The sequence below is a fragment of the Pseudomonas fluorescens genome (genome assembly GCF_902497995.1).
Lineage (GTDB): Bacteria > Pseudomonadota > Gammaproteobacteria > Pseudomonadales > Pseudomonadaceae > Aquipseudomonas > Aquipseudomonas fluorescens_BK.
In genome coordinates this window covers 39,732-57,380 of sequence record NZ_CABVII010000024.1, presented here as the reverse complement: position 1 = coordinate 57,380, position 17,649 = coordinate 39,732, and the positions used below count along the sequence as shown (strand labels likewise).

At 59.2% G+C, this 17,649-nt stretch carries 13 protein-coding genes and 1 pseudogene; 7 read left to right on the top strand and 7 right to left on the bottom strand.

Going from position 1 to position 17,649, the window contains the following annotated elements; all coding sequences use genetic code 11:
• The first annotated feature begins 56 nt into the window (after nucleotides 1-56).
• From F8N80_RS24465 to F8N80_RS24435, 6 genes and pseudogenes are all read left to right on the top strand, one after another.
• The gene (locus F8N80_RS24465) at nucleotides 57-518 is read left to right on the top strand and encodes a GNAT family N-acetyltransferase (RefSeq protein WP_150746843.1); all 462 of its coding nucleotides are present in this window, start codon (nucleotides 57-59) and stop codon (nucleotides 516-518) included.
• Nucleotides 519-836: 318 nt separating this feature from the next.
• A complete protein-coding gene (locus tag F8N80_RS24460; protein ID WP_150746842.1) occupies nucleotides 837-1,493 on the top strand; it encodes a DedA family protein in 657 nt (218 codons plus the stop codon).
• Between the two features lie 6 nt (nucleotides 1,494-1,499).
• Nucleotides 1,500-2,321 (top strand): zinc-dependent peptidase, encoded by an 822-nt coding sequence (locus tag F8N80_RS24455; protein ID WP_150784867.1) that lies wholly within the window; start codon nucleotides 1,500-1,502, stop codon nucleotides 2,319-2,321.
• A 251-nt stretch (nucleotides 2,322-2,572) separates the two neighbouring features.
• Nucleotides 2,573-3,100 (top strand): inorganic diphosphatase, encoded by a 528-nt coding sequence (ppa, locus tag F8N80_RS24450; protein WP_028620880.1) that lies wholly within the window; start codon nucleotides 2,573-2,575, stop codon nucleotides 3,098-3,100.
• 221 nt (nucleotides 3,101-3,321) lie between these two features.
• Entirely contained in the window at nucleotides 3,322-4,068 is a 747-nt protein-coding gene (locus F8N80_RS24445) for a S24 family peptidase (RefSeq protein WP_150746840.1), read from the top strand.
• 564 nt (nucleotides 4,069-4,632) lie between these two features.
• Nucleotides 4,633-4,871: pseudogene (locus F8N80_RS24435) on the top strand (type II toxin-antitoxin system RelB/DinJ family antitoxin).
• A 69-nt stretch (nucleotides 4,872-4,940) separates the two neighbouring features.
• Here the strand turns inward: F8N80_RS24435 and F8N80_RS24430 are convergent.
• Both F8N80_RS24430 and F8N80_RS24425 read right to left on the bottom strand, forming a co-directional pair.
• Nucleotides 4,941-6,281, bottom strand: coding sequence for a type II toxin-antitoxin system HipA family toxin (locus F8N80_RS24430; RefSeq protein ID WP_150746829.1), 1,341 nt, complete (start codon nucleotides 6,279-6,281; stop codon nucleotides 4,941-4,943).
• On the bottom strand, nucleotides 6,281-6,544 hold the full coding sequence (locus F8N80_RS24425) for a helix-turn-helix domain-containing protein (RefSeq protein WP_150746828.1): 264 nt from the start codon (nucleotides 6,542-6,544) through the stop codon (nucleotides 6,281-6,283). The genes F8N80_RS24430 and F8N80_RS24425 overlap by 1 nt, the downstream gene beginning before the upstream one ends.
• A gap of 582 nt (nucleotides 6,545-7,126) precedes the next feature.
• Between F8N80_RS24425 and F8N80_RS24420 the strand changes: the two genes are divergently transcribed.
• Nucleotides 7,127-8,182, top strand: a complete 1,056-nt coding sequence (locus F8N80_RS24420; RefSeq protein WP_150784866.1) for a PDDEXK nuclease domain-containing protein — start codon at nucleotides 7,127-7,129, stop codon at nucleotides 8,180-8,182.
• Nucleotides 8,183-8,275: 93 nt separating this feature from the next.
• On the opposite strand, the gene F8N80_RS24415 is transcribed toward F8N80_RS24420, so the two are convergent.
• Genes F8N80_RS24415 through F8N80_RS24395 form a run of 5 tightly spaced genes read right to left on the bottom strand, consistent with a single transcriptional unit; the run spans nucleotide 8,276 to nucleotide 17,607 of the window.
• Nucleotides 8,276-9,091 carry a YfaP family protein gene (locus tag F8N80_RS24415; protein ID WP_150746826.1) on the bottom strand — a complete coding sequence of 272 codons (816 nt, stop codon included), beginning with the start codon at nucleotides 9,089-9,091 and terminating at the stop codon, nucleotides 8,276-8,278.
• 3 nt (nucleotides 9,092-9,094) lie between these two features.
• Nucleotides 9,095-10,714, bottom strand: a complete 1,620-nt coding sequence (locus F8N80_RS24410; protein ID WP_150784865.1) for a DUF2300 domain-containing protein — start codon at nucleotides 10,712-10,714, stop codon at nucleotides 9,095-9,097.
• Nucleotide 10,715: 1 nt separating this feature from the next.
• Complete coding sequence (locus F8N80_RS24405) at nucleotides 10,716-15,281, bottom strand: alpha-2-macroglobulin family protein (protein ID WP_150784884.1); 4,566 nt, start codon at nucleotides 15,279-15,281, stop codon at nucleotides 10,716-10,718.
• Nucleotides 15,278-15,928, bottom strand: a complete 651-nt coding sequence (locus F8N80_RS24400; RefSeq protein ID WP_150746824.1) for a DUF1175 domain-containing protein — start codon at nucleotides 15,926-15,928, stop codon at nucleotides 15,278-15,280. The genes F8N80_RS24405 and F8N80_RS24400 overlap by 4 nt, the downstream gene beginning before the upstream one ends.
• Nucleotides 15,913-17,607, bottom strand: coding sequence for a DUF2138 domain-containing protein (locus tag F8N80_RS24395; RefSeq protein WP_150784864.1), 1,695 nt, complete (start codon nucleotides 17,605-17,607; stop codon nucleotides 15,913-15,915). The genes F8N80_RS24400 and F8N80_RS24395 overlap by 16 nt, the downstream gene beginning before the upstream one ends.
• Nucleotides 17,608-17,649 lie beyond the last annotated feature (42 nt).

Below are 17,649 nucleotides of genomic sequence, written 5' to 3'. Positions count from 1 at the left end.
AGGGGTTTCCCATCGCCGTCAACACGTAAGACAGCCACTTGAAGACGAGACCTACCATGCGGATTATTCAAGCGACCCTCGAACACTTGGACCTGTTGACCCCGTTATTCGTCAAATATCGCGAGTTTTATGGCTCATTGCCGTATCCGGATTCGTCCCGGGCGTTTCTCGAGAAACGCCTGCGGCGCAAGGAATCGGTGATCTACCTGGCCCTGGCCGATGACGACACCAACAGACTGATGGGTTTCTGCCAGTTGTACCCGAGCTTTTCGTCGCTTTCGCTCAAGCGCGTGTGGATTCTCAACGACATCTATGTCACCGAAGATGCGCGCCGCCAGCTGGTGGCCGACACCCTGATCCGTACGGCGAAGAAAATGGCCAAGGAAACCAATGCCGTGCGCATGCGTGTTTCCACCAGCAGCAACAACGAAGTGGCGCAGAAAACCTACGAATCCATAGGGTTCAAGGAAGACACCGAGTTCAAGAACTACGTGTTGCCGATCAGCGACGGGCTCTGATTCGCCTCACATCTATAGGAGCAGCCGGTCGACGCTCGATTGCTCGCGATAGCCGTCTTACTTGCGATACATGTGTTGAATGACACACCGTCATCGCGAGCAATCGAGCGTCGACCGGCTGCTCCTACAAAAAAAATCGCGCCAACCCCCGCTGGTCTTGTGCGAAATCCCCCGCTACAAACTCGACGCGCTTTTCCCCCTTCAGTCCGTATAATGCTGAACTTTCCGGCTTGTAAGAAAAACTACCGCTATCCGTAGGCTTTCGCGAAGTCATCCGCACAGGCCTGCCGAGTCGGGCCGTCACCACAGGTGCCCTCCATGGATTTCAACCCGCTCGACCTTATCCTGCATCTCGATGTTTACCTCGACTTGCTGGTGAACAACTACGGGCCATGGATCTACGCCATCCTGTTTCTGGTAATCTTCTGCGAGACCGGCCTGGTGGTGATGCCATTCCTGCCGGGCGATTCCTTGCTATTCATCGCTGGCGCCGTCGCGGCCGGTGGTGGCATGGACCCGGTGCTGTTGGGCGGCTTGCTGATGCTGGCGGCGATCCTCGGCGATAGCACCAACTACGTGATCGGACGAACGGCAGGAGAAAAGCTGTTCAGTAACCCGAACTCGAAGATCTTCCGTCGCGATTACCTGCAACAAACCCATGATTTCTACGACAAGCACGGCGGCAAAACCGTGACCCTGGCGCGGTTCCTGCCGATCATCCGCACCTTTGCACCGTTCGTCGCCGGTGTGGCGAGAATGCCTTACCCGCGTTTCTTTGGCTTCAGCGTCCTCGGCACTATCCTGTGGGTCGGCGGCCTGGTCACGCTCGGTTATTTCTTCGGCAACGTACCCTTCATCAAGCAAAACCTGTCGCTGCTGGTGGTGGGCATCATTCTGCTATCGCTGCTGCCGATGATCATCGGCGTCGTCCGCAGCCGCTTCGGCAACGCCGCGTCCAAAGCCCAACCGCGCTGATCCGGCATGTGGTCGCTTAGCGCCTGGCGTCGTCGGCGCATATTGGGCAGGCACCCGATTGCCGATGACATGTGGCAGCGGGTGCGCCATCAGCTGAGTTTTCTCGATGGCATCAGCGCTGCCGAAGACCAGTGGCTGCGCGAAGCCTGCGTGCTGTTTCTCGACGACAAACACCTGACCGCCCTGCCCGGCGTCGAACTTCACCAGGAGCAACGCCTGCTGCTTGCCGCCCAGGCGCAACTGCCGTTGCTGCATCTGGGCGATCTGAACTGGTATCAGGGGTTCCACGAAATCGTCCTGTACCCCGACGACTTCCTCAGCCCCCAACGCCATCGTGACGCCAGCGGGGTCGAGCACGAATGGGACGGTGAGCACAGTGGCGAGGCCTGGCAACAAGGCCCGGTCATCCTCGCCTGGCCCGGCGTGATGGCCAGTGGCGGCTGGGAAGGCTACAACCTGGTGATCCACGAACTCGCGCACAAACTCGACATGCTCAACGGCGACGCCAACGGCCTGCCGCCGCTGCACGCCGACATGCGCGTCAGCGACTGGGCGAAGGTCATGCAAGAGGCCTACGACGATCTCGACGGGCAACTTGAGCGCAATCCCGACGCCGAAACCGCCATCGACCCCTACGCAGCGGAAAACGCCGCCGAGTTTTTCGCGGTCACCAGCGAATACTTCTTCAGCGCCCCGGATTTGCTGCATGAGGCGTATCCTGAGGTCTATGAGCAGCTGAAGCTGTTTTACCGGCAGGACCCGCTCGCCCGGCTGCGGCAACTTCTGGCCGAAAACCCGGTCTATCAGGCACACGAGGCACACGACTAGTGTCCTGTCTCACCGATACGTCCCTCTTTTGACGAGTGGCCGTTGTGTCATAGCTGGCTATGGCGAGGAGCGGCAACGCAGCATGGCCGCAACGGACGCCGTCAAAAAGCGATAGTATCGGTGAGACAGGACACCCCGGTCTCTACGACCTCTGGTACATGGCATCGGTGGCGGAATATGCCTATAATCGCCGCCACTTTTTGGTCAATCCGGCCAAGTGTTTTTGGTCAACTAACGGGGGGCACCGCCCAATGAGCTACAGCAAGATTCCGGCTGGCAAAGACCTGCCGAACGACATCTACGTCGCGATCGAGATCCCGGCCAACCACGCGCCGATCAAATACGAAATCGACAAAGACAGCGATTGCCTGTTCGTTGACCGTTTCATGGCCACCCCGATGTTCTACCCGGCCAACTACGGTTTCATCCCGAACACCCTGGCCGACGACGGTGACCCCCTCGACGTGCTGGTCGTGACCCCTTACCCGGTTGCCCCAGGTTCGGTCATCCGCGCCCGCCCAGTTGGCATCCTGCACATGACCGACGACGGCGGCGGCGATGCCAAAGTCATCGCAGTCCCACACGACAAGCTGTCCCAGCTGTACGTCGACGTGAAGGAATACACCGATCTGCCGCCTCTGCTGCTGGAACAGATCAAGCACTTCTTCGAGAACTACAAAGACCTCGAAAAAGGCAAATGGGTGAAGATCGAAGGCTGGGGCGACGCAGAAGCCGCTCGCACCGAGATCATGAAGTCGGTTGCTGCCTATAAAGGCTAAAGCCAGCTGTCAGCTGCAAGCTGCAAGAAGACCCCGGTTGATCCGGGGTTTTTTGTGGCTGCCTGAAAAGCCCTCTTTAAACACGCCGCATACGGGTCTGAAAATATGGGTTTTGTTGTTTAATTTTCTCTAAATGCGTCTTACATCCGGTCTAAATTTCCCTCGCAAATTGAACAGTTCGTTTATTCAAAGCCCCACCCGGCGCCAGTAGACTCGCGTTTATGAAAAAGAACACTAGCGGTCCACGGTTTAAAGCGCTCCTCGAAGCGGCGAACATTACGACAACAGGATTCGCTGAATTCCTGGACACGGCGCCGCAAAACGTCCACAACTGGTACGCCCGCGGTGTACCCGCCCATTGCATGGAAGAAGTCGCCAGAAAACTGTCCGTGAACAGTCAATGGCTGAAAACCGGCGAAGGCCCGAAAGACCCCAAAGAACTGCGTCTGCTCGACGAGTCCGGCAACACCTTCGACGCCCAGGCGATCCGCGGCACCTACAGAGTCATCGAGCCGATCGATGTCGAACTGCCCTTCTACAAAGAAACAGTCATCACGGCCGGCACCCACAAAACCCAGGTCACGAAGGACCCCAGCCAATCCATCCGCCTGACTCGTGCCGATCTCGACTCCCTGGAAATCAACCACGCCGACGCCATCTGCGCGCGCATGATCGGCAACAGCATGGCCGAAAAGATTGAAGACGGCTCCCTCCTCGCCATCGACCGCGGGCTCACGCAAATTATCGATGGCGAGATTTACGCCATCGAGCATGACGGTATGTTGCGGATCAAGTATCTGCATCGGATTCCGGGCAACGCACTGCGCATGCGCAGCCACAACAGCGCTGAATACCCGGATGAGATCTTCAGGGCTGCGCAAATCGAAGAACAGAACATCAGGGTATTGGGCTGGGTATTCTGGTGGTCGACCCTGAACAAACGCAGGCCCCCGGTGCCGTTCCTGTAATGCCGCGGTTCTTTATTCGCCATCCACGCCTGCCGTCATCACACAACCCCTGTGGGAAATGGTGCGCGAGGGTCTAGTGCAGCAGGCCCGGCCCCTTCACGAGCAGGCTCCCACAAGGATTTTGCATCAGACACAAAGTGCGTAACCAACGCAGTCCCCTGTGGGAGCGGGCTTGCCCCGGGCGGCGTTCCGACGAAGGCGGCGGAACATTCACCCTCAAAACCCAAGCCTGATCTACGGCCCAAAGCATCCCCGACAGCTCCATCACACACACCAAGCTGGGAATTTCTCAAAAAAATCAGTATGCTGCGCCCCACATTTGCGCATCGACCCTCCCAAGGCTCAGATCGCACCGACCCGGCAGATCACTTTCTCGCCGAGTCCCACAGCCGGACGCAAGATCCGGGTGTACGTTTTGAAGGCTGGCGCGGTTTACCAAAAATGAATCAAGCCAGTCCCCGAGAAGCCGGCCACAAGCCGGCTTTTTAATGCCTGAAAGAAGGACTGTGGAGCTAGGAACGTAACTGCTAATCTAGCGGCAACCGTCATTACAGGCATCTCACCATGGCTTCCATCAACATTCGCATTGACGATGACCTGAAGCCGCGTTCATTTGAAGAGCTGGAGAAACTCGGGTGACGGCCTCGGAGCTTTTGCGCCAATCCCTTCAATACGTCGTCGAGCGATGCAAATTGCCTTTCGAGGCAGCACTACTTAGCGCAGAGGATGAAGCGCTCCTCTCAGTGGTCACCGAACGTCTTGCCGCCCCTCAGAGAGTCAAGGTAAGTCTGGATGACCTATAGCCTCGAGTTTGATCCTAGCCGATCAATACCCTCAGCATTGGGTCAGTCGAGTATTGCCTGATACGGGGTTTACCTGCGTTTTCTCGGCGCCAACAACTCGGAACGGCCAATCTGTACTCGACTGCTTTCTGCCGCTCGCGGGACTGAGAACCCCGCCTCCGTAATGGCGGTATCCAACCCTCGAAAATGCGGAGCCGCTTTCGAACTCCGTAACGTTTCCATGCCTTCGTTCCAGGCGTGCACCATGTGTTTAGCCACATCACGCCAGGCAGGTTCGTTTTTCGCGGCTTCGATCACTTCTTTTCCCACGGTGATAGCCGACTCGCACAGTTGCTCGACCATCATGGCGTACTGACGCGGGGGAATCCCCAAAACACCATTGAAGAAGATCTCGAGCGTGCGGCCCGGCGTCCAGGTCTGCCGACCGCCCACAGATAAACCTGGGGGATTCGAGGCGAAGCGGGGATAAGCCTGAGTGGTTACCAAGTCATAGATTGGTGTGAACGCGACGTCGGCTCGCGAGGTGTAATAGAGCGCGATGTTTTTGGCATGACAGTCGGCGTTTCGCACCACGTAGTTCGCCAAAATGTGCCAACCGAAGTGCTCACGCTGCTCCCGTAGCCGGTCTCCGGGTATGTAAGGGCGAGTGGCGTTCCATACTCGTTCGGTGGTGGTTGCGTATTTCTCATGAGGCGGAAGCCCCAACAATCCACACGCATCTTCCAACCCACAGAGCGGCTGGCCGTGTTCATCGACGTCGAAACGATCCACTACCAATATTCGTCCATCGTCCGACATGCTGCAGGTGGCTACCGGTACGACCTGCAATCGCTCTAGCACACGCATGGTGTAGAACTCGTTGAAGCCCAGGTAGGGTGTCGTGTCATCCGAGCCTTTGATGATGTGAAAACCAGTACGCAGGGTGGGTTTGCCCAAAGGAAAATCGTGATGTTTGATATCTGTCGCGATGAATTTAGGTACTACACCCGATATCGCCGCTCGTGCGTAACGTCGCACCAGTGCAGCAAAATGTTCTGTGGTGTTTTCGGCGGTCAACAATTGGTCAATTTCCAAGGGCTCCATTTCGGCGCCCGGCGCGACGCCTTCAGGCGTGACGGTCACCCGCCCAATCCCGGCGCCACCGATTACAGCCAGCAATGAAAGGTCGGTGCCGTCGAGCAATGCGCCAAATTCCTCACGGATTACCCCTAGCAAATATCCCTCAGGCAAATTCTGTCGAAAAAACGGGAACAGATCGCGGGGCCACCGCCAAGGCTCCTCCCGAACAGGCAACGCCAAGCTGGCGAAGTCCCCATTTTCCGTCCCAGGCAAGTACTTCAAGATGTACTCATCGCGCTCTCGGTAGAGTTTGGCGACGGTTCTTGCGCTGACATGGACATCTAAAATCATTATTCAGAAACTCCGGAGCGCTGCTCGGCCAGGATGTCTTCAACGGTACGCTCATGTCCGGCCTTCACCAGCTTCAAGTCATACCCGGCCGCTTCCAACAGGCGAACGAATGCCGAGACGCTCATATCGCCTTTAGACATGGTTTCCATGCGCGCCACGGTCGAACGGGATACGCCAGCACGTTTAGCCAAGGCTTCCTGACTCAAGCGGGCTTTACCTCGGGCCTGCTTCAACATATCGGCAACATCAAACAGAGTCGTCATTTGTAGCCCCTGAGCATCAATAATCGTCAATTTTTCGATTACTGTAGCCCCTAAGACACAAAAATCGCAACATCGATTGTGATTTTCATCAACAGTCAACTTTGTGGCTTGAAAGCTACAAAATTATCCATGAAATCGAAATTTGTAGCTTGTGAGCGTCAATCAGCAACCCTGCTGAGACCCCCTCACGGATAACTAAACCCCTTAACCAACGTCAACTCCCCTGTCGTAGAGCTGAAGCGTCCATCACAGAAAATCGACCTTGAGGTAAAAGCACAAATTGAAAGCTATGCGATGGCGGTCGCCGCCGATGAGCGATTCGATAGGCTTTAAAGTAAGAAGCTTCTATTTCTTTTGAAGGAAATTTCCTTGAAAGTCCAACCTGCTTGCGCCTGATAAATGCGCTGACTAATCTTCGACCGTCACTGCCAAATCAGAATTGGATTTAGCAGCCCACCGTTTGGATCGGTGCAGAGTGCTCCCATTCGCTCGGCGCTTTTTTATGGCCTCGCCTTCTATTGACCTCTACTCCGAGATGACGGCAAACGAGTCCGCGCCGAAAAAGCCACAAGGGAAAAAAGCATGAGCGATACCCCTGCTAGCATGACCATGCCGCCCGAAGGCTATGGAGATTGGCTGGCCGACCTCAAAGGCCGCATCCATAATGCCCAGCAGCGCGCCACTCTGGCGGTGAACCGCGAACTAGTGCTGCTCTACTGGCAGATCGGTCAGTATATTTTGTCTCGGCAGGCACAACAGGGTTGGGGTACCAAGGTAATCGACCGCCTGGCTCAGGATTTGCGCGCAGCCTTTCCTGATATGAAAGGGTTTTCCCCACGCAACCTCAAATACATGCGCGCGTTTGCCGAAGCGTGGCCGGACGCAAAATTTGTGCAAGAGGTGCTTGCACAATTGCCTTGGTATCACCAGTTAGCGCTGCTGGACAAATTGCCCAGCCCGCAAACCCGCTGCTGGTACGCCGCCCAGGCCATCGAGCACAACTGGTCGCGCAACATTTTAGTAATGCAGATCGAGACCCGTCTGCTGGAGCGAAGCGGCAATGCAGTCAGTAACTTCGATAGTCACTTGCCCAAACCGCAGTCCGATCTGGCTCGCGAATCACTGAAAGACCCGTACCGTTTCGACTTCCTCGGTTTGACTCTTGATGCCCAGGAGCGCGAGATCGAAAACGCTCTGGTCAAGCATGTCACCGAGTTCTTACTGGAACTAGGTGCAGGCTTTGCCTTCGTCGGCCAGCAAGTGCTGCTGGATGTAGGCGGCGACGAGCTCTTCATCGACCTGCTGTTTTATCACCTGAAACTACGCTGCTATGTGGCAATCGAACTCAAGTCTGGCAAGTTCAAGCCAGAGCATTTGGGTCAACTGAGCTTTTACCTCACCGCAGTAGATGCCCAGCTCAAGCATCCGCAGGACGGCCCGACCATCGGCCTTCTTCTGTGTAAGAGCAAGAACAAGGTAGTGGCCGAATATGCCCTGCGTGATAACGCCCGCCCCATTGGCGTGGCCGAATACCAATTGGTGGAATCCCTGCCGGCAGAGCTGCAAACCAGCCTGCCCAGCATTGAACAGATCGAGCGCGAGCTGGCAAGTGATGACGACTCCATGGAGGATGACTGACCGAACAGATCTATAAACCCCTGTAATGGAGTGGCAAGTGGCTCGATCGGGTGAGTCTATGTAATGCAAAGCTGCGTTCGCTGTATCTGAGCCTCACGGATAACTAAACCCCTTAACCAACGTCAACTCCCCCACCGCCCGCATTGGCACCAGGAACGTCTCCATCTTCTCGTTCGGCGTCCCTTCCTCCGTAATCACCGTCACCTGCGCCGTCGTCAGTGGCTGAACCGCGTCTTCCTGTCCTTCCACATCACTGCGATACCCGCCCCCGAAGTAATTCACGTACACCAAATATTGCCCCTTGATCGGCGCCGGCATGGCGAAGATTTCCGGGCCGTAGCCTGTCGTCACGTCGACATCCAGCGCCGCACCATTGGGGACGACGCGATCGCCGTACCAGATGTGCGCGCCATCCGGGGTTATCAGGTGCAGATCCAGATCCGTGCCATCGCTGTCCCATGCCAGTAGCACCCGCAATTTGGCCGCAGTGGCACCGCCGCTGGTGTTGAGGAACTGCGTGCGATGGCGTTGCTGGCCGTCAGGGCTGCGCACTTCAACGCTGTTGCTGCCGTTGGGAAATGAGAACGGTCGATCAAACCGGCCAGCGGGGTCGATCTTCAGCGGCATGCTGACGCCATTGACGATCAACCGGCCGGGTTCATCGGATTTGGGCGTGGCTTTGATCTGGCCGGTGATGCGGGCGGTGTTGGCCTGCCCGACCGGGGTGTTCACCGAGGACGCGGGGTAGTTGACGACCTGGCGAAAATTTTCGCCTTCACCTTCAGGTGCACCGGTACGCCAGCCACCCATCGGCGTGTCGAGTTTGACCGCGGCGTCGGCGGCTATCGTCATCGGCAATACGCAACAGGCGTAAAGGAACAGCAAGCCCTGTGGATATCGGAGTTTCATGGTCTATTCCAGCAAGAGGTGGCGGGCGAGCCCTTCGATGTAGGTTTCATCCTGGCCGTTGGGGTGCGCTTCGAAGGCCAGGTGCAGGTACTCGTGGGTCAGGTCGAGACGGTCTTGCAACGACAGTACACCGCGCACGTAAATGCGCTGGCGTTCGCGGTCGACATGGGGCCGGCCGAAGGTGAGGCGACAGACGGCGAAGGTGCTGGCTTCGTTGTAGCCGGTTTCGCTTTCGAGGCGTTGGCGCCAGCTGCGGCGCTGTTTTTGTAGCCAGTCCTGAGCGGCCGGCAATGCCTCGCAGGAGGCAACGGGATTGTCCCAGCGACTGAGACTGGCGCGCGGGTAGGCGTGCAGCAGGATGGCGTCGTAGCGTTGGCCGGCGTTGGCTTGTTCCACGGCTTGTTGCCAGGAGAGTTGGTCCGGGCCGGGCTGGTCGGAGTGGTAGGTGACGATGCTGCCGGCGAGGACCAGGTCGCTGGTCCAGGCGGCGATATTGCGTGACTCGGCGGTGGCCGGGCGTGGGGCGACGCGCTGGCGACTGCTGCTGTCGTCTATGCTCAGGCAGTCGCCATGGCGGGTGGCGTTTTGCAGGAGGTAGGTGCGGATGGCGACGGCCAGGGCCTTGGCAGCTTCGGCGGGTTCGGCTTTGGCTTCGCGCTGCAGGACGCGGGCGACGTATTCTTCGCGGTCCAGGCGGGCGACCAACTTGTCCTTGAGCAAAAAGAGTTCGCCGTCGCTGTGGATATCGAGGTGGTTACCGTTGGCGAATTCGACCCGGTAGTCGCCCTGCATAGGCCCGGACTCAACCACCCGATCCCCCGCGAGAACGCGTCCGATCGGATAGCGCGAAAACAGGCTGACCTCGACGCAACGCCCCGCGTCTGCTGGCCACGCGACGGGCAACACCGAAGACAGTGCCTCGCTGTAATTACGCAGCACCCTCTGACTGGTTCCTCGGCCACCGGCCCAGACCGGCGTTCCATCCGCCAACCACCCGGCAAAACCACCCTGGCGCGACGCAGGATCCTGATCGTCCAGCCAACTCCAGGTTTTCACCCGCAACCGGCCGCCGAGCTCACCCACGACATTGCCATCGGCGGCGGTCAAAACCACATCGAGCAATACCCGCCGCGCCTGTTCCTGCGCCGGCATCATGCTCAGCGCCTGCAACAATTCATTCACTGAAACCCGAGTGGCAGGCTGCAACGCCGGCAAGTCCAGCAACCATTGCGGTGCCTGGCGCGCCTGCCAATACTGGCGCCACTCAACGCCTGTGATGCCCAATCGCCCAGGTTCAAAATACAACCCGCAGGATTTCACCAGCGCCTGATCGCGCTCAATCTTGCCGCCCGACGTGCAGCAATACACTTCCTCTTTCGACTGCCCGCGACATTCATAAGCCGGTTCACGCGCGCCGGTATCCACCAGCCAGCCGTAAACGAACAGCTTCCACACACTGCCCAGCGGGGTTTCCAACCCGGACGGCAATGGCTCACGGGAGATCACCCGAGTCCGGTTCAAGGAAAGCAGTTCACCCTTGAAGCCCAGGCGCAGCGGCTCGTCCTGCGCAGTTGCCAGCGCAGGGATCAAGCACAGCAGTAACCAGACCCGAGGCCGGATCATCTCAGTGCACCGTGGCCTGGCCAAGGGCCGGTTTCTGTTCCTGAGCCTGATGCTGTGGCGCATACACCTGAGTGAAACGCACCGGCGGCAGATTGAACTGGCCTTTCTGCGAGAAGCGCACCAAGTGACGCAGGCGCAGTTCACCGCTCAACGCATCAACCGGAATCGCGTAAGCCATTTGCCCCGGCTCGAAACGCGCTTTTTCCAGCGCACTCGGTTCGCTGCCAGTCTTGCCGACAAGCTTGATGCCCCAAGTGGTGCGCTCGACGTCCGCGCCCGGTGGCAGCGGCACTTCGAGCATGCCGTAGCGCAGCGGTTTCGCGGCTTTGCTGGTGATGATCACTTCATCGAGGTACAGGCTGTCACTGGACAATGGCTTGTTGCCCACCGCTTCCAGTTTGAAGGTAAAGGCTTCGTCACCCGATACCAGGCGCGACAGTCGACGGGTGACGGTCACAGCCATCGGATCAACCGGCGCTTGCCGGGTCTGGAAGCTCAAAGCTGCTCGCAGCGGGCGCTCCTGCGCTCCAGTAAGCGACAACACCCCAGGCACTGGCGAAGTCCCCTGCCACGCCCAATAAGCCTCACCCGTGGCGCCCCGCTCTTGCTTCCAGCCTTCACCCGGCGTCAGTGCGACGGCGGCCGATGCCTGCTCGATGCTGCGTTGCAGCCAGGTCAGCGCCAAGGCACGCTCCAGCGTCGATTGTTGTGGCAGCAAACGCTGCAACAGTGCTTGAGCGTGCGCCTGATCGAAGGCTTGCAGCGATAGATTCAAGGCTTCAGCAAACGGCTGGGAACTGACGTCCAGACGCTGTTGCGCATCCGCCAGTTGCCGAGTGAAAGCCTCCGGCACATCGACCTTCGCCTGGCGCGCCAAAGACGCGGTCAACACGCGAGCACTGGCCAACCCAAGCGCCGAATCCGGAGCGCTCATGACGATGCTGTCCTCGCCATCGTCCATCAGGTTCGCGGCATTGCCCTCGCCGGCGTTCGCCAGGTCATCCATCAATCCGCTGAGCAAGGTGCTCACCGGCAGTTGCATCTGTTTGGCGAAGGACACAATCAGCGCCCGCTGCAACAGCGGCGTGTTCTTCGCCTGTTTCGCATAGACCTCCAATACCCGCTGCCAATGTTCCGGCGGCAGGCTCAGTTCCAGCGCCTTGCTGGCGTGCCAGTCGGCGTAATAGGCGTAAGCGGTGAGAAACGCATCCGGCTCGCCATCCATCCCCCACCAGGTGAAGCTCGCCGACGGCCCGGCCATTTGCACCAGACGCAGGCGGCTGTTCTGCATGATCAGGCGCAAGCGATCACGGATCCGGGGGTTCGACGATAAAGTCGGATAGGCAATGCTCAATGGCAGCAAACGGCTGGCGGTCTGTTCAACGCCGCCGTATGGATAACTCAGTAGATCGTCGAGTGCCGAACGGAACAGCGCTTGCGCACTGTCATCCAGGCGCAAGCGAATATCCGTCGCATCCGCGGGCAAGGTCAGCGGCGTATCACCGCTGGCCACGTCCAGGCTTTGGCGTTGAGTGACCTGCCAACTTTCGCCGGTCGTGGTCAGGTGCACGGCCAAGGCATCGGCGGTTTTGCCGTCTTGCACCAGCTCGGCGGTCCACTCGCCGTCGGCCAATTCGAACGCTGGCAGTGGGAGGTAATTGATGCCGTTATTCAACGTCACCGGGACACGCCGTTCGGTGCCGCCGTAATGAATCACCAGCTCCGCCGCCACCGGTTTCGCGGCCTGACTGAAAGCGAATACACCGAGATCCGGGGTGTCGCCGCGGCGGAACCGGGTCGGCCCGCTCCACTTCAGGTACAGCGGCTTTTCCGAGCGCACGAATTGTTTTTTCTGCCCGACCTGGCCGTCATCGGCGATGGCCCGGGCGGTGATGCGCCAGCGGGTCAGGGAGTCCGGCATCTTGAAGGTGAAACGGGTTTTGCCATTGGCATCGGTCACCAATTCCGGCTGCCAGGCGGCGGTGTCGACGTCTTCGCGACGCGGCCGCTCCAGCACTTTCACCCCGCGCTCGCTGCGGTTGGCTGTGCCCGGCGCACCCGGGCTGCCCGGCAGTGCCACGTCGTAGCTGATGAACGACAGACTGGCGCTGGTGCGCACGTTGTTGCGGCGCGGATGATAGAAGAACTGGTCGATGCCCGGCGCGACTTCCGGTTGCAGCGCGTAGACCATTTCGTCGACCACGCTGACCGTCAGGTGCGCTGGAATCGGTTTGCCGGCGAACTGGGTGGTGAGGTCGACCGACACTGTGTCGCCAGGTTGATACGACTCTTTGTCGGTGGTGATCGCTACGTCGATTTGCGGCGCAACGACCTTGATGCCGGCGTTCTGGAAACTGTACTGACCTCCCTTCGTGTACAGAACCGAAAACGTCAGGTTCGGCGCAAAGGTATCTTTGACCGGGATGCGCGCGCGGTATTGGGTGTCACTGAGTTTTTCCATTTTCAGCCAGTCGTCGCCCTTGGACAGCAGCGCAGTCGCCTCGACTTTGTCCCGCTCCAACGACAGCAGTGCATCGCTGACGGGTTCAGGGAAAGTGATCAGCGCGAGCGCTTCATCGCCCGCGTTGTACTCCGGTTTATCGAGGACGATTTCCACGGTTCCCGGTACGGCTTTGACGCCATCGCCGGTGACTGAATGCCCGTTCGCACCCACGATACGGCCTTGGTCATCCTTCAGCGCCAGGTTGTAAGTGCCCGGACGCTCAAACGCCAAAGTGAAGCCTTTATCGGTGGCGGCCAGCTGGCCTTCGCCAGTGCTCTGGTCTTCCAGACGCACCCACTCATAACTGCTCGGCGTGACTGTCTTGCTTTGCTCGCTGCCACCTTCATGCAGATAACTGAACGCAACCTTGTCGCCCACCGCGCTGAAACGCTGGGGTGCGCGCAGACTGAAACTCGCGGCGCCGCGGTCGATGAGGATTTCCTTGGTGGTCTTGACCCGGTACGCCGCGCCATCGCTGGCGAATACAGTCAGCATGTAGCGACTCGGCTTCTCGGCAGCCGGCAGTTCAAGGGTAGCGCTGCCCTTGGCATCGGTGGTCAGTTCAGTACTGGTCAGCTCCACCGGGAACTGCCCGAGGTATTGCAGTTCATTGTCGACCATCGACAGTTGCTGGGCGCGCAGGTTCAGGCTCAACCTGGCGTTGGCCACCGGCTTGCCGTCCGGGTATAGCAGCACAAGACTGCCCTTCACGGGTTCGCCAGTGCGGTAATCCTGCTTGGCCTGGTTCAGCGCGATTTCAAAGTGCGGCTTGATGTACTCGGCGACGCGAAAGGCGCTGCTGTAGGCCTGATCCTTGTAGCTGAACCGCAATTCATAACCGCCCGCCACGGCGTTGTCTGGCAACTGGAAGCGACCCTGGGTCCCAGACCTGGAATCGAGTTTCAGCGCCAGGGATTGCAGTGCGGTGCCGGTGGCATCGAGCACGGTGACGTTGACGTCGGCGGCGGTCGGTTGCACCGAGTCGCGAGCATTCCTGAACTCGCGACCGACGATTTTCAGCGATACCCAATCCCCCGGCCGATACAGCGGCCGGTCGGTAAAGGCATAAAGTTTGGTGTCGTAGATTTCGCTGTCGTAATAGAAGTTTTCGGAGACGAACACCCCGCCCTCTTCGTCCTCGCCGATCACAAACGAACGCTCCGGGCTGACGTGTTTCAGGCGCAGCAAACCATCGGCATCGGTGGCGCCACTGCTCATCACGCCGAGGCCATCGGTCCACAGCACATTGACCTTAGACACCGAACTGCCTTGGTGTTTACGCGCGGCCCAGACCACCAGTTCATCACCGGCAATCTTGCTCACCGCCACGGTGTTGGAAACGAAGACCATGGTGGTCGCGCGGTATTTGCCGATCAGTGCTTCCACCAGATACAGACCCGGTTTCAGCTTGCCCAACGGGATGTACACGTTGCCCGGTGCAACACTGACGAATTCGCTGGAAGAACCGGCCAGGTTCACCCCTGCAGGCGGCTGGATCGGTTGGGCTTGCCACAGCGGATAACGGAATTGGCTGATCACCGGCAGACCCGGAATCAGCGCAAATTGCGGCTGCGCGTCGTAGGGCGTTGGCGCGGCGATGGCCGTCCCCATCTTCAATTCCGGCACTTCTTCGGTGACTTGTTTACGCGACTCGTAGGAAAACGCCCGCTGCATCACCCGACGTGATTTGCGGTACCAGTTGTCCCACAGGTACGCGAGGGTGTTCGACAGGCCTTCGCCCTTGAACTGGCCATCGCTGACCACCCGATGCAGGTTCTTCTGGCGCTTGAGGAAATCCAGCGGCTTGTCGATGCGATACACGCGAATATCGGCGCCGCCGTAAGGCTCCATGCGAAACCGGCGATAGTCACGGCCCGGCGCTTCTAGACGCACCATCGCCTGTTCGTCACTGGCGAAGCTGCTGTCAGCCAGCAGGAAAAAGCTTTCGCCGGCCAGCGGCGAATAGCCGCTCGGCTCGACGGTGTCTTCGGCATACACCGCCGAAAAAGGCAGCACCAATACCAACAGCAGAGGCAAAAAACGCAGCATGCGGGCACCGATCATTGGGAGAGAAAGTTCAGTCGATAGACGCCGATGAAGTTGGGGTTGGCTGCGTCGGGTATCCATCGTGTGTCCTTCCATGTCATGAGTTGCTGCAGGCTCGCGGAACGCATGCCGTTGTCGGTCGGGGTAGTGGTGCCGGTGTGATAGGCGATGTAGCGGCCCATCCAGATCATCAGGTGCTGGTCGTCGCCCTGATCGAAAAACATCAGGTCCCCGGGCCGGGCCTGCGCTATATCGCGGCCGACCAAATGGCTGTTGAACTGGATCAGCTTGATCGCGTTGACGTACGGCCCGACCTTGCCGCCGCCCTGCCGCCATTGCCGGGCCAGGCTTCGTTGCGCATCGCTCAGTTGCAGTTCCGGTGGCAGGTAGCGGTTGGACAGGCCATTGCTGCGTAGCCATTTATCGTCATGCACTTTCAACGCTTCATTGGCGGCGAACCGCACCAGGCCGGCGCAGTCCTGCTGGTACCAGCGCGGGCTCGGGCCCTGGGTCAGTTGTTCCTGGGCGATACGCACGAACCAGGCGCGGAATACCTGGGATTGCTGTGGGTCGAGCGCTGCAGCTTCGCCGGCAAAGACGCGACTGCCCAGCAGCATCGCCAGCAGGCCGAGGCTTCGGATGAGTGCGATCACAGGGCTTTCCATTCCAGCGGCAGCCACTGCCAATGGCCGTCGGGCTCGCTGCCTTCAGGCAGAATCAGGGCATATTTGCCATAGCCGCCGAGCTTGCGCAGCTTCGGGATCAGGTAGGTTTGCGCGGCGTTGTAGAACACCGGTTCCATGTCCTGCGGCAGGCTGTCGAGGGTTTCCTGTTGCATCAGCTGCGCCATGGAATCCGGACCGAAGTAGACCGGCATCAGCAGGTCTTTGGGCACGACGTCGGCCATCGGCGGGAAGCGTTTGTCGAGAGTGCCGAGGGCCTTGTCGACCAGTTTGTCGTCGAGGGAAAACAGCAGCGTCGAACCGTGGCGTGCCAGGCTCACGCGCATGAATGCCTTGCCGGTGATCGCGTCCGGTTGCTCGGCATCCCTGGCCTTATACGGGCCGAAGTTGGAGCTGACCTGGCGTTGCCACTGATGGGTTTCACCCTGCTGTTTCTCGACCACCGGGAAGGCGTGCCCTTCGACCTTGCCTTCGTAAGCACCGACCATCGAGCCGAACAGATTGCCCAGATCGCCGTCGAGCTTTGCGCTGTCATCGTCGTTCAGGCTGGCCACCAACAATGGCGTGTACAGCCGCGAATCGGCATACCAGCACAGGCCGGCGGCAACCGCCATGTGCTCGGTCAGGGCCTGTGCAACCGCATCGTCAGCGCCGAGTTTTACCAGCAGCGGTTGCTGCTGTTCGGCGGCCAGGGGCAAGGCCACGCAAGCGCTGGCACCCATGGGCATGGCTTGCCAGATCGGCTTGAAATCGAAATCCGCCTGGTTTTCCAGTTCATCCATGGCGAGAAAGCTGTGCCAGCCCTTGTCGTCCATGTCGAAACGCAGGCCGGCGAAGTTGGGGATGAAGCGCTGATACCCCATGGCCAGGACGCTGGAATTGACCGACAGACGCTGCTTAACCTCAGGCGCTCGCGGTTGCAGGCCAAAAGCTTCGGGGAACAGTTTGTCGCCGTTGAGCAATGCGGCGATGGCCTGGGTCGAGACGCTGCCCGGTTTTTCTGGCGTGCCGCTGCCCGGATCGTAGAGTCTGGACGGATTCGACAGCACCACCAGTTTGTCGCCATGGGAGGCGAACACCAGGGCCCGGCTGGCGTTGTAGTTGAGCTGATAAAGCGCCACCTCGTCGGCGCCGACGTTCACCTCGCCGAGCCTGGTCAGCTGCGTATCATCCAGCGCCACTTTGGCCAGCGGTTCCAGCACCTTGGCCAGGCCACCGCGATCCATCACCAACAGGAAGTCCCTGAGTCGGCCATCCGCCCCGCGCCACAACGCCACGTCCGCTGGTTGATCGAACAGCTCCTCGATCAGGCTGTCCTGCAGTTTCAGGTCATGCTCGTAAATGATCCGCCGCAAACTGCCGATCAAGCCAAGGCGATCGGCATGGGTTTGGTAATAGAAGACGAAATCTTCGGTGAGAGTTTCCTTGAGAAACGGCACTGCCAGCAAATCCTTGGGCAACTGGCTCAAGGAGTGGGTTTCGAGCAAACCGTCCGGCCGGCTCATGCCCAACTTGTCGCTGGCTAATTGTACCGGCGGCGCCTTGGGGTTGTGCATGAACCAGCCCAATCCGGCCGCTACGTCCGCCACCAGGAACAGCCCGACCAGCAGCACCGGCCAGCGCCGGGAAGGTTTGGCCGGCGTCACAGTGTTATCGCTCATGTTCACGCTCATGTTTACAAAGCACAATTCATCCGTGGTGCG

Coding starts and splice junctions, on each gene's coding strand:
- ppa (WP_028620880.1), top strand. CDS start 2,573: ATGAGCTACAGCAAGATTCCGGCTGGCAAAGACCTGCCGAACGACATC.
- F8N80_RS24415 (WP_150746826.1), bottom strand. CDS start 9,091: ATGAAACTCCGATATCCACAGGGCTTGCTGTTCCTTTACGCCTGTTGC.
- F8N80_RS24400 (WP_150746824.1), bottom strand. CDS start 15,928: ATGGAAAGCCCTGTGATCGCACTCATCCGAAGCCTCGGCCTGCTGGCG.
- F8N80_RS24395 (WP_150784864.1), bottom strand. CDS start 17,607: ATGAGCGATAACACTGTGACGCCGGCCAAACCTTCCCGGCGCTGGCCG.
- F8N80_RS24465 (WP_150746843.1), top strand. CDS start 57: ATGCGGATTATTCAAGCGACCCTCGAACACTTGGACCTGTTGACCCCG.
- F8N80_RS24430 (WP_150746829.1), bottom strand. CDS start 6,281: ATGATTTTAGATGTCCATGTCAGCGCAAGAACCGTCGCCAAACTCTAC.
- F8N80_RS24425 (WP_150746828.1), bottom strand. CDS start 6,544: ATGACGACTCTGTTTGATGTTGCCGATATGTTGAAGCAGGCCCGAGGT.
- F8N80_RS24460 (WP_150746842.1), top strand. CDS start 837: ATGGATTTCAACCCGCTCGACCTTATCCTGCATCTCGATGTTTACCTC.
- F8N80_RS24445 (WP_150746840.1), top strand. CDS start 3,322: ATGAAAAAGAACACTAGCGGTCCACGGTTTAAAGCGCTCCTCGAAGCG.
- F8N80_RS24405 (WP_150784884.1), bottom strand. CDS start 15,281: ATGATCGGTGCCCGCATGCTGCGTTTTTTGCCTCTGCTGTTGGTATTG.
- F8N80_RS24420 (WP_150784866.1), top strand. CDS start 7,127: ATGAGCGATACCCCTGCTAGCATGACCATGCCGCCCGAAGGCTATGGA.
- F8N80_RS24455 (WP_150784867.1), top strand. CDS start 1,500: ATGTGGTCGCTTAGCGCCTGGCGTCGTCGGCGCATATTGGGCAGGCAC.
- F8N80_RS24410 (WP_150784865.1), bottom strand. CDS start 10,714: ATGATCCGGCCTCGGGTCTGGTTACTGCTGTGCTTGATCCCTGCGCTG.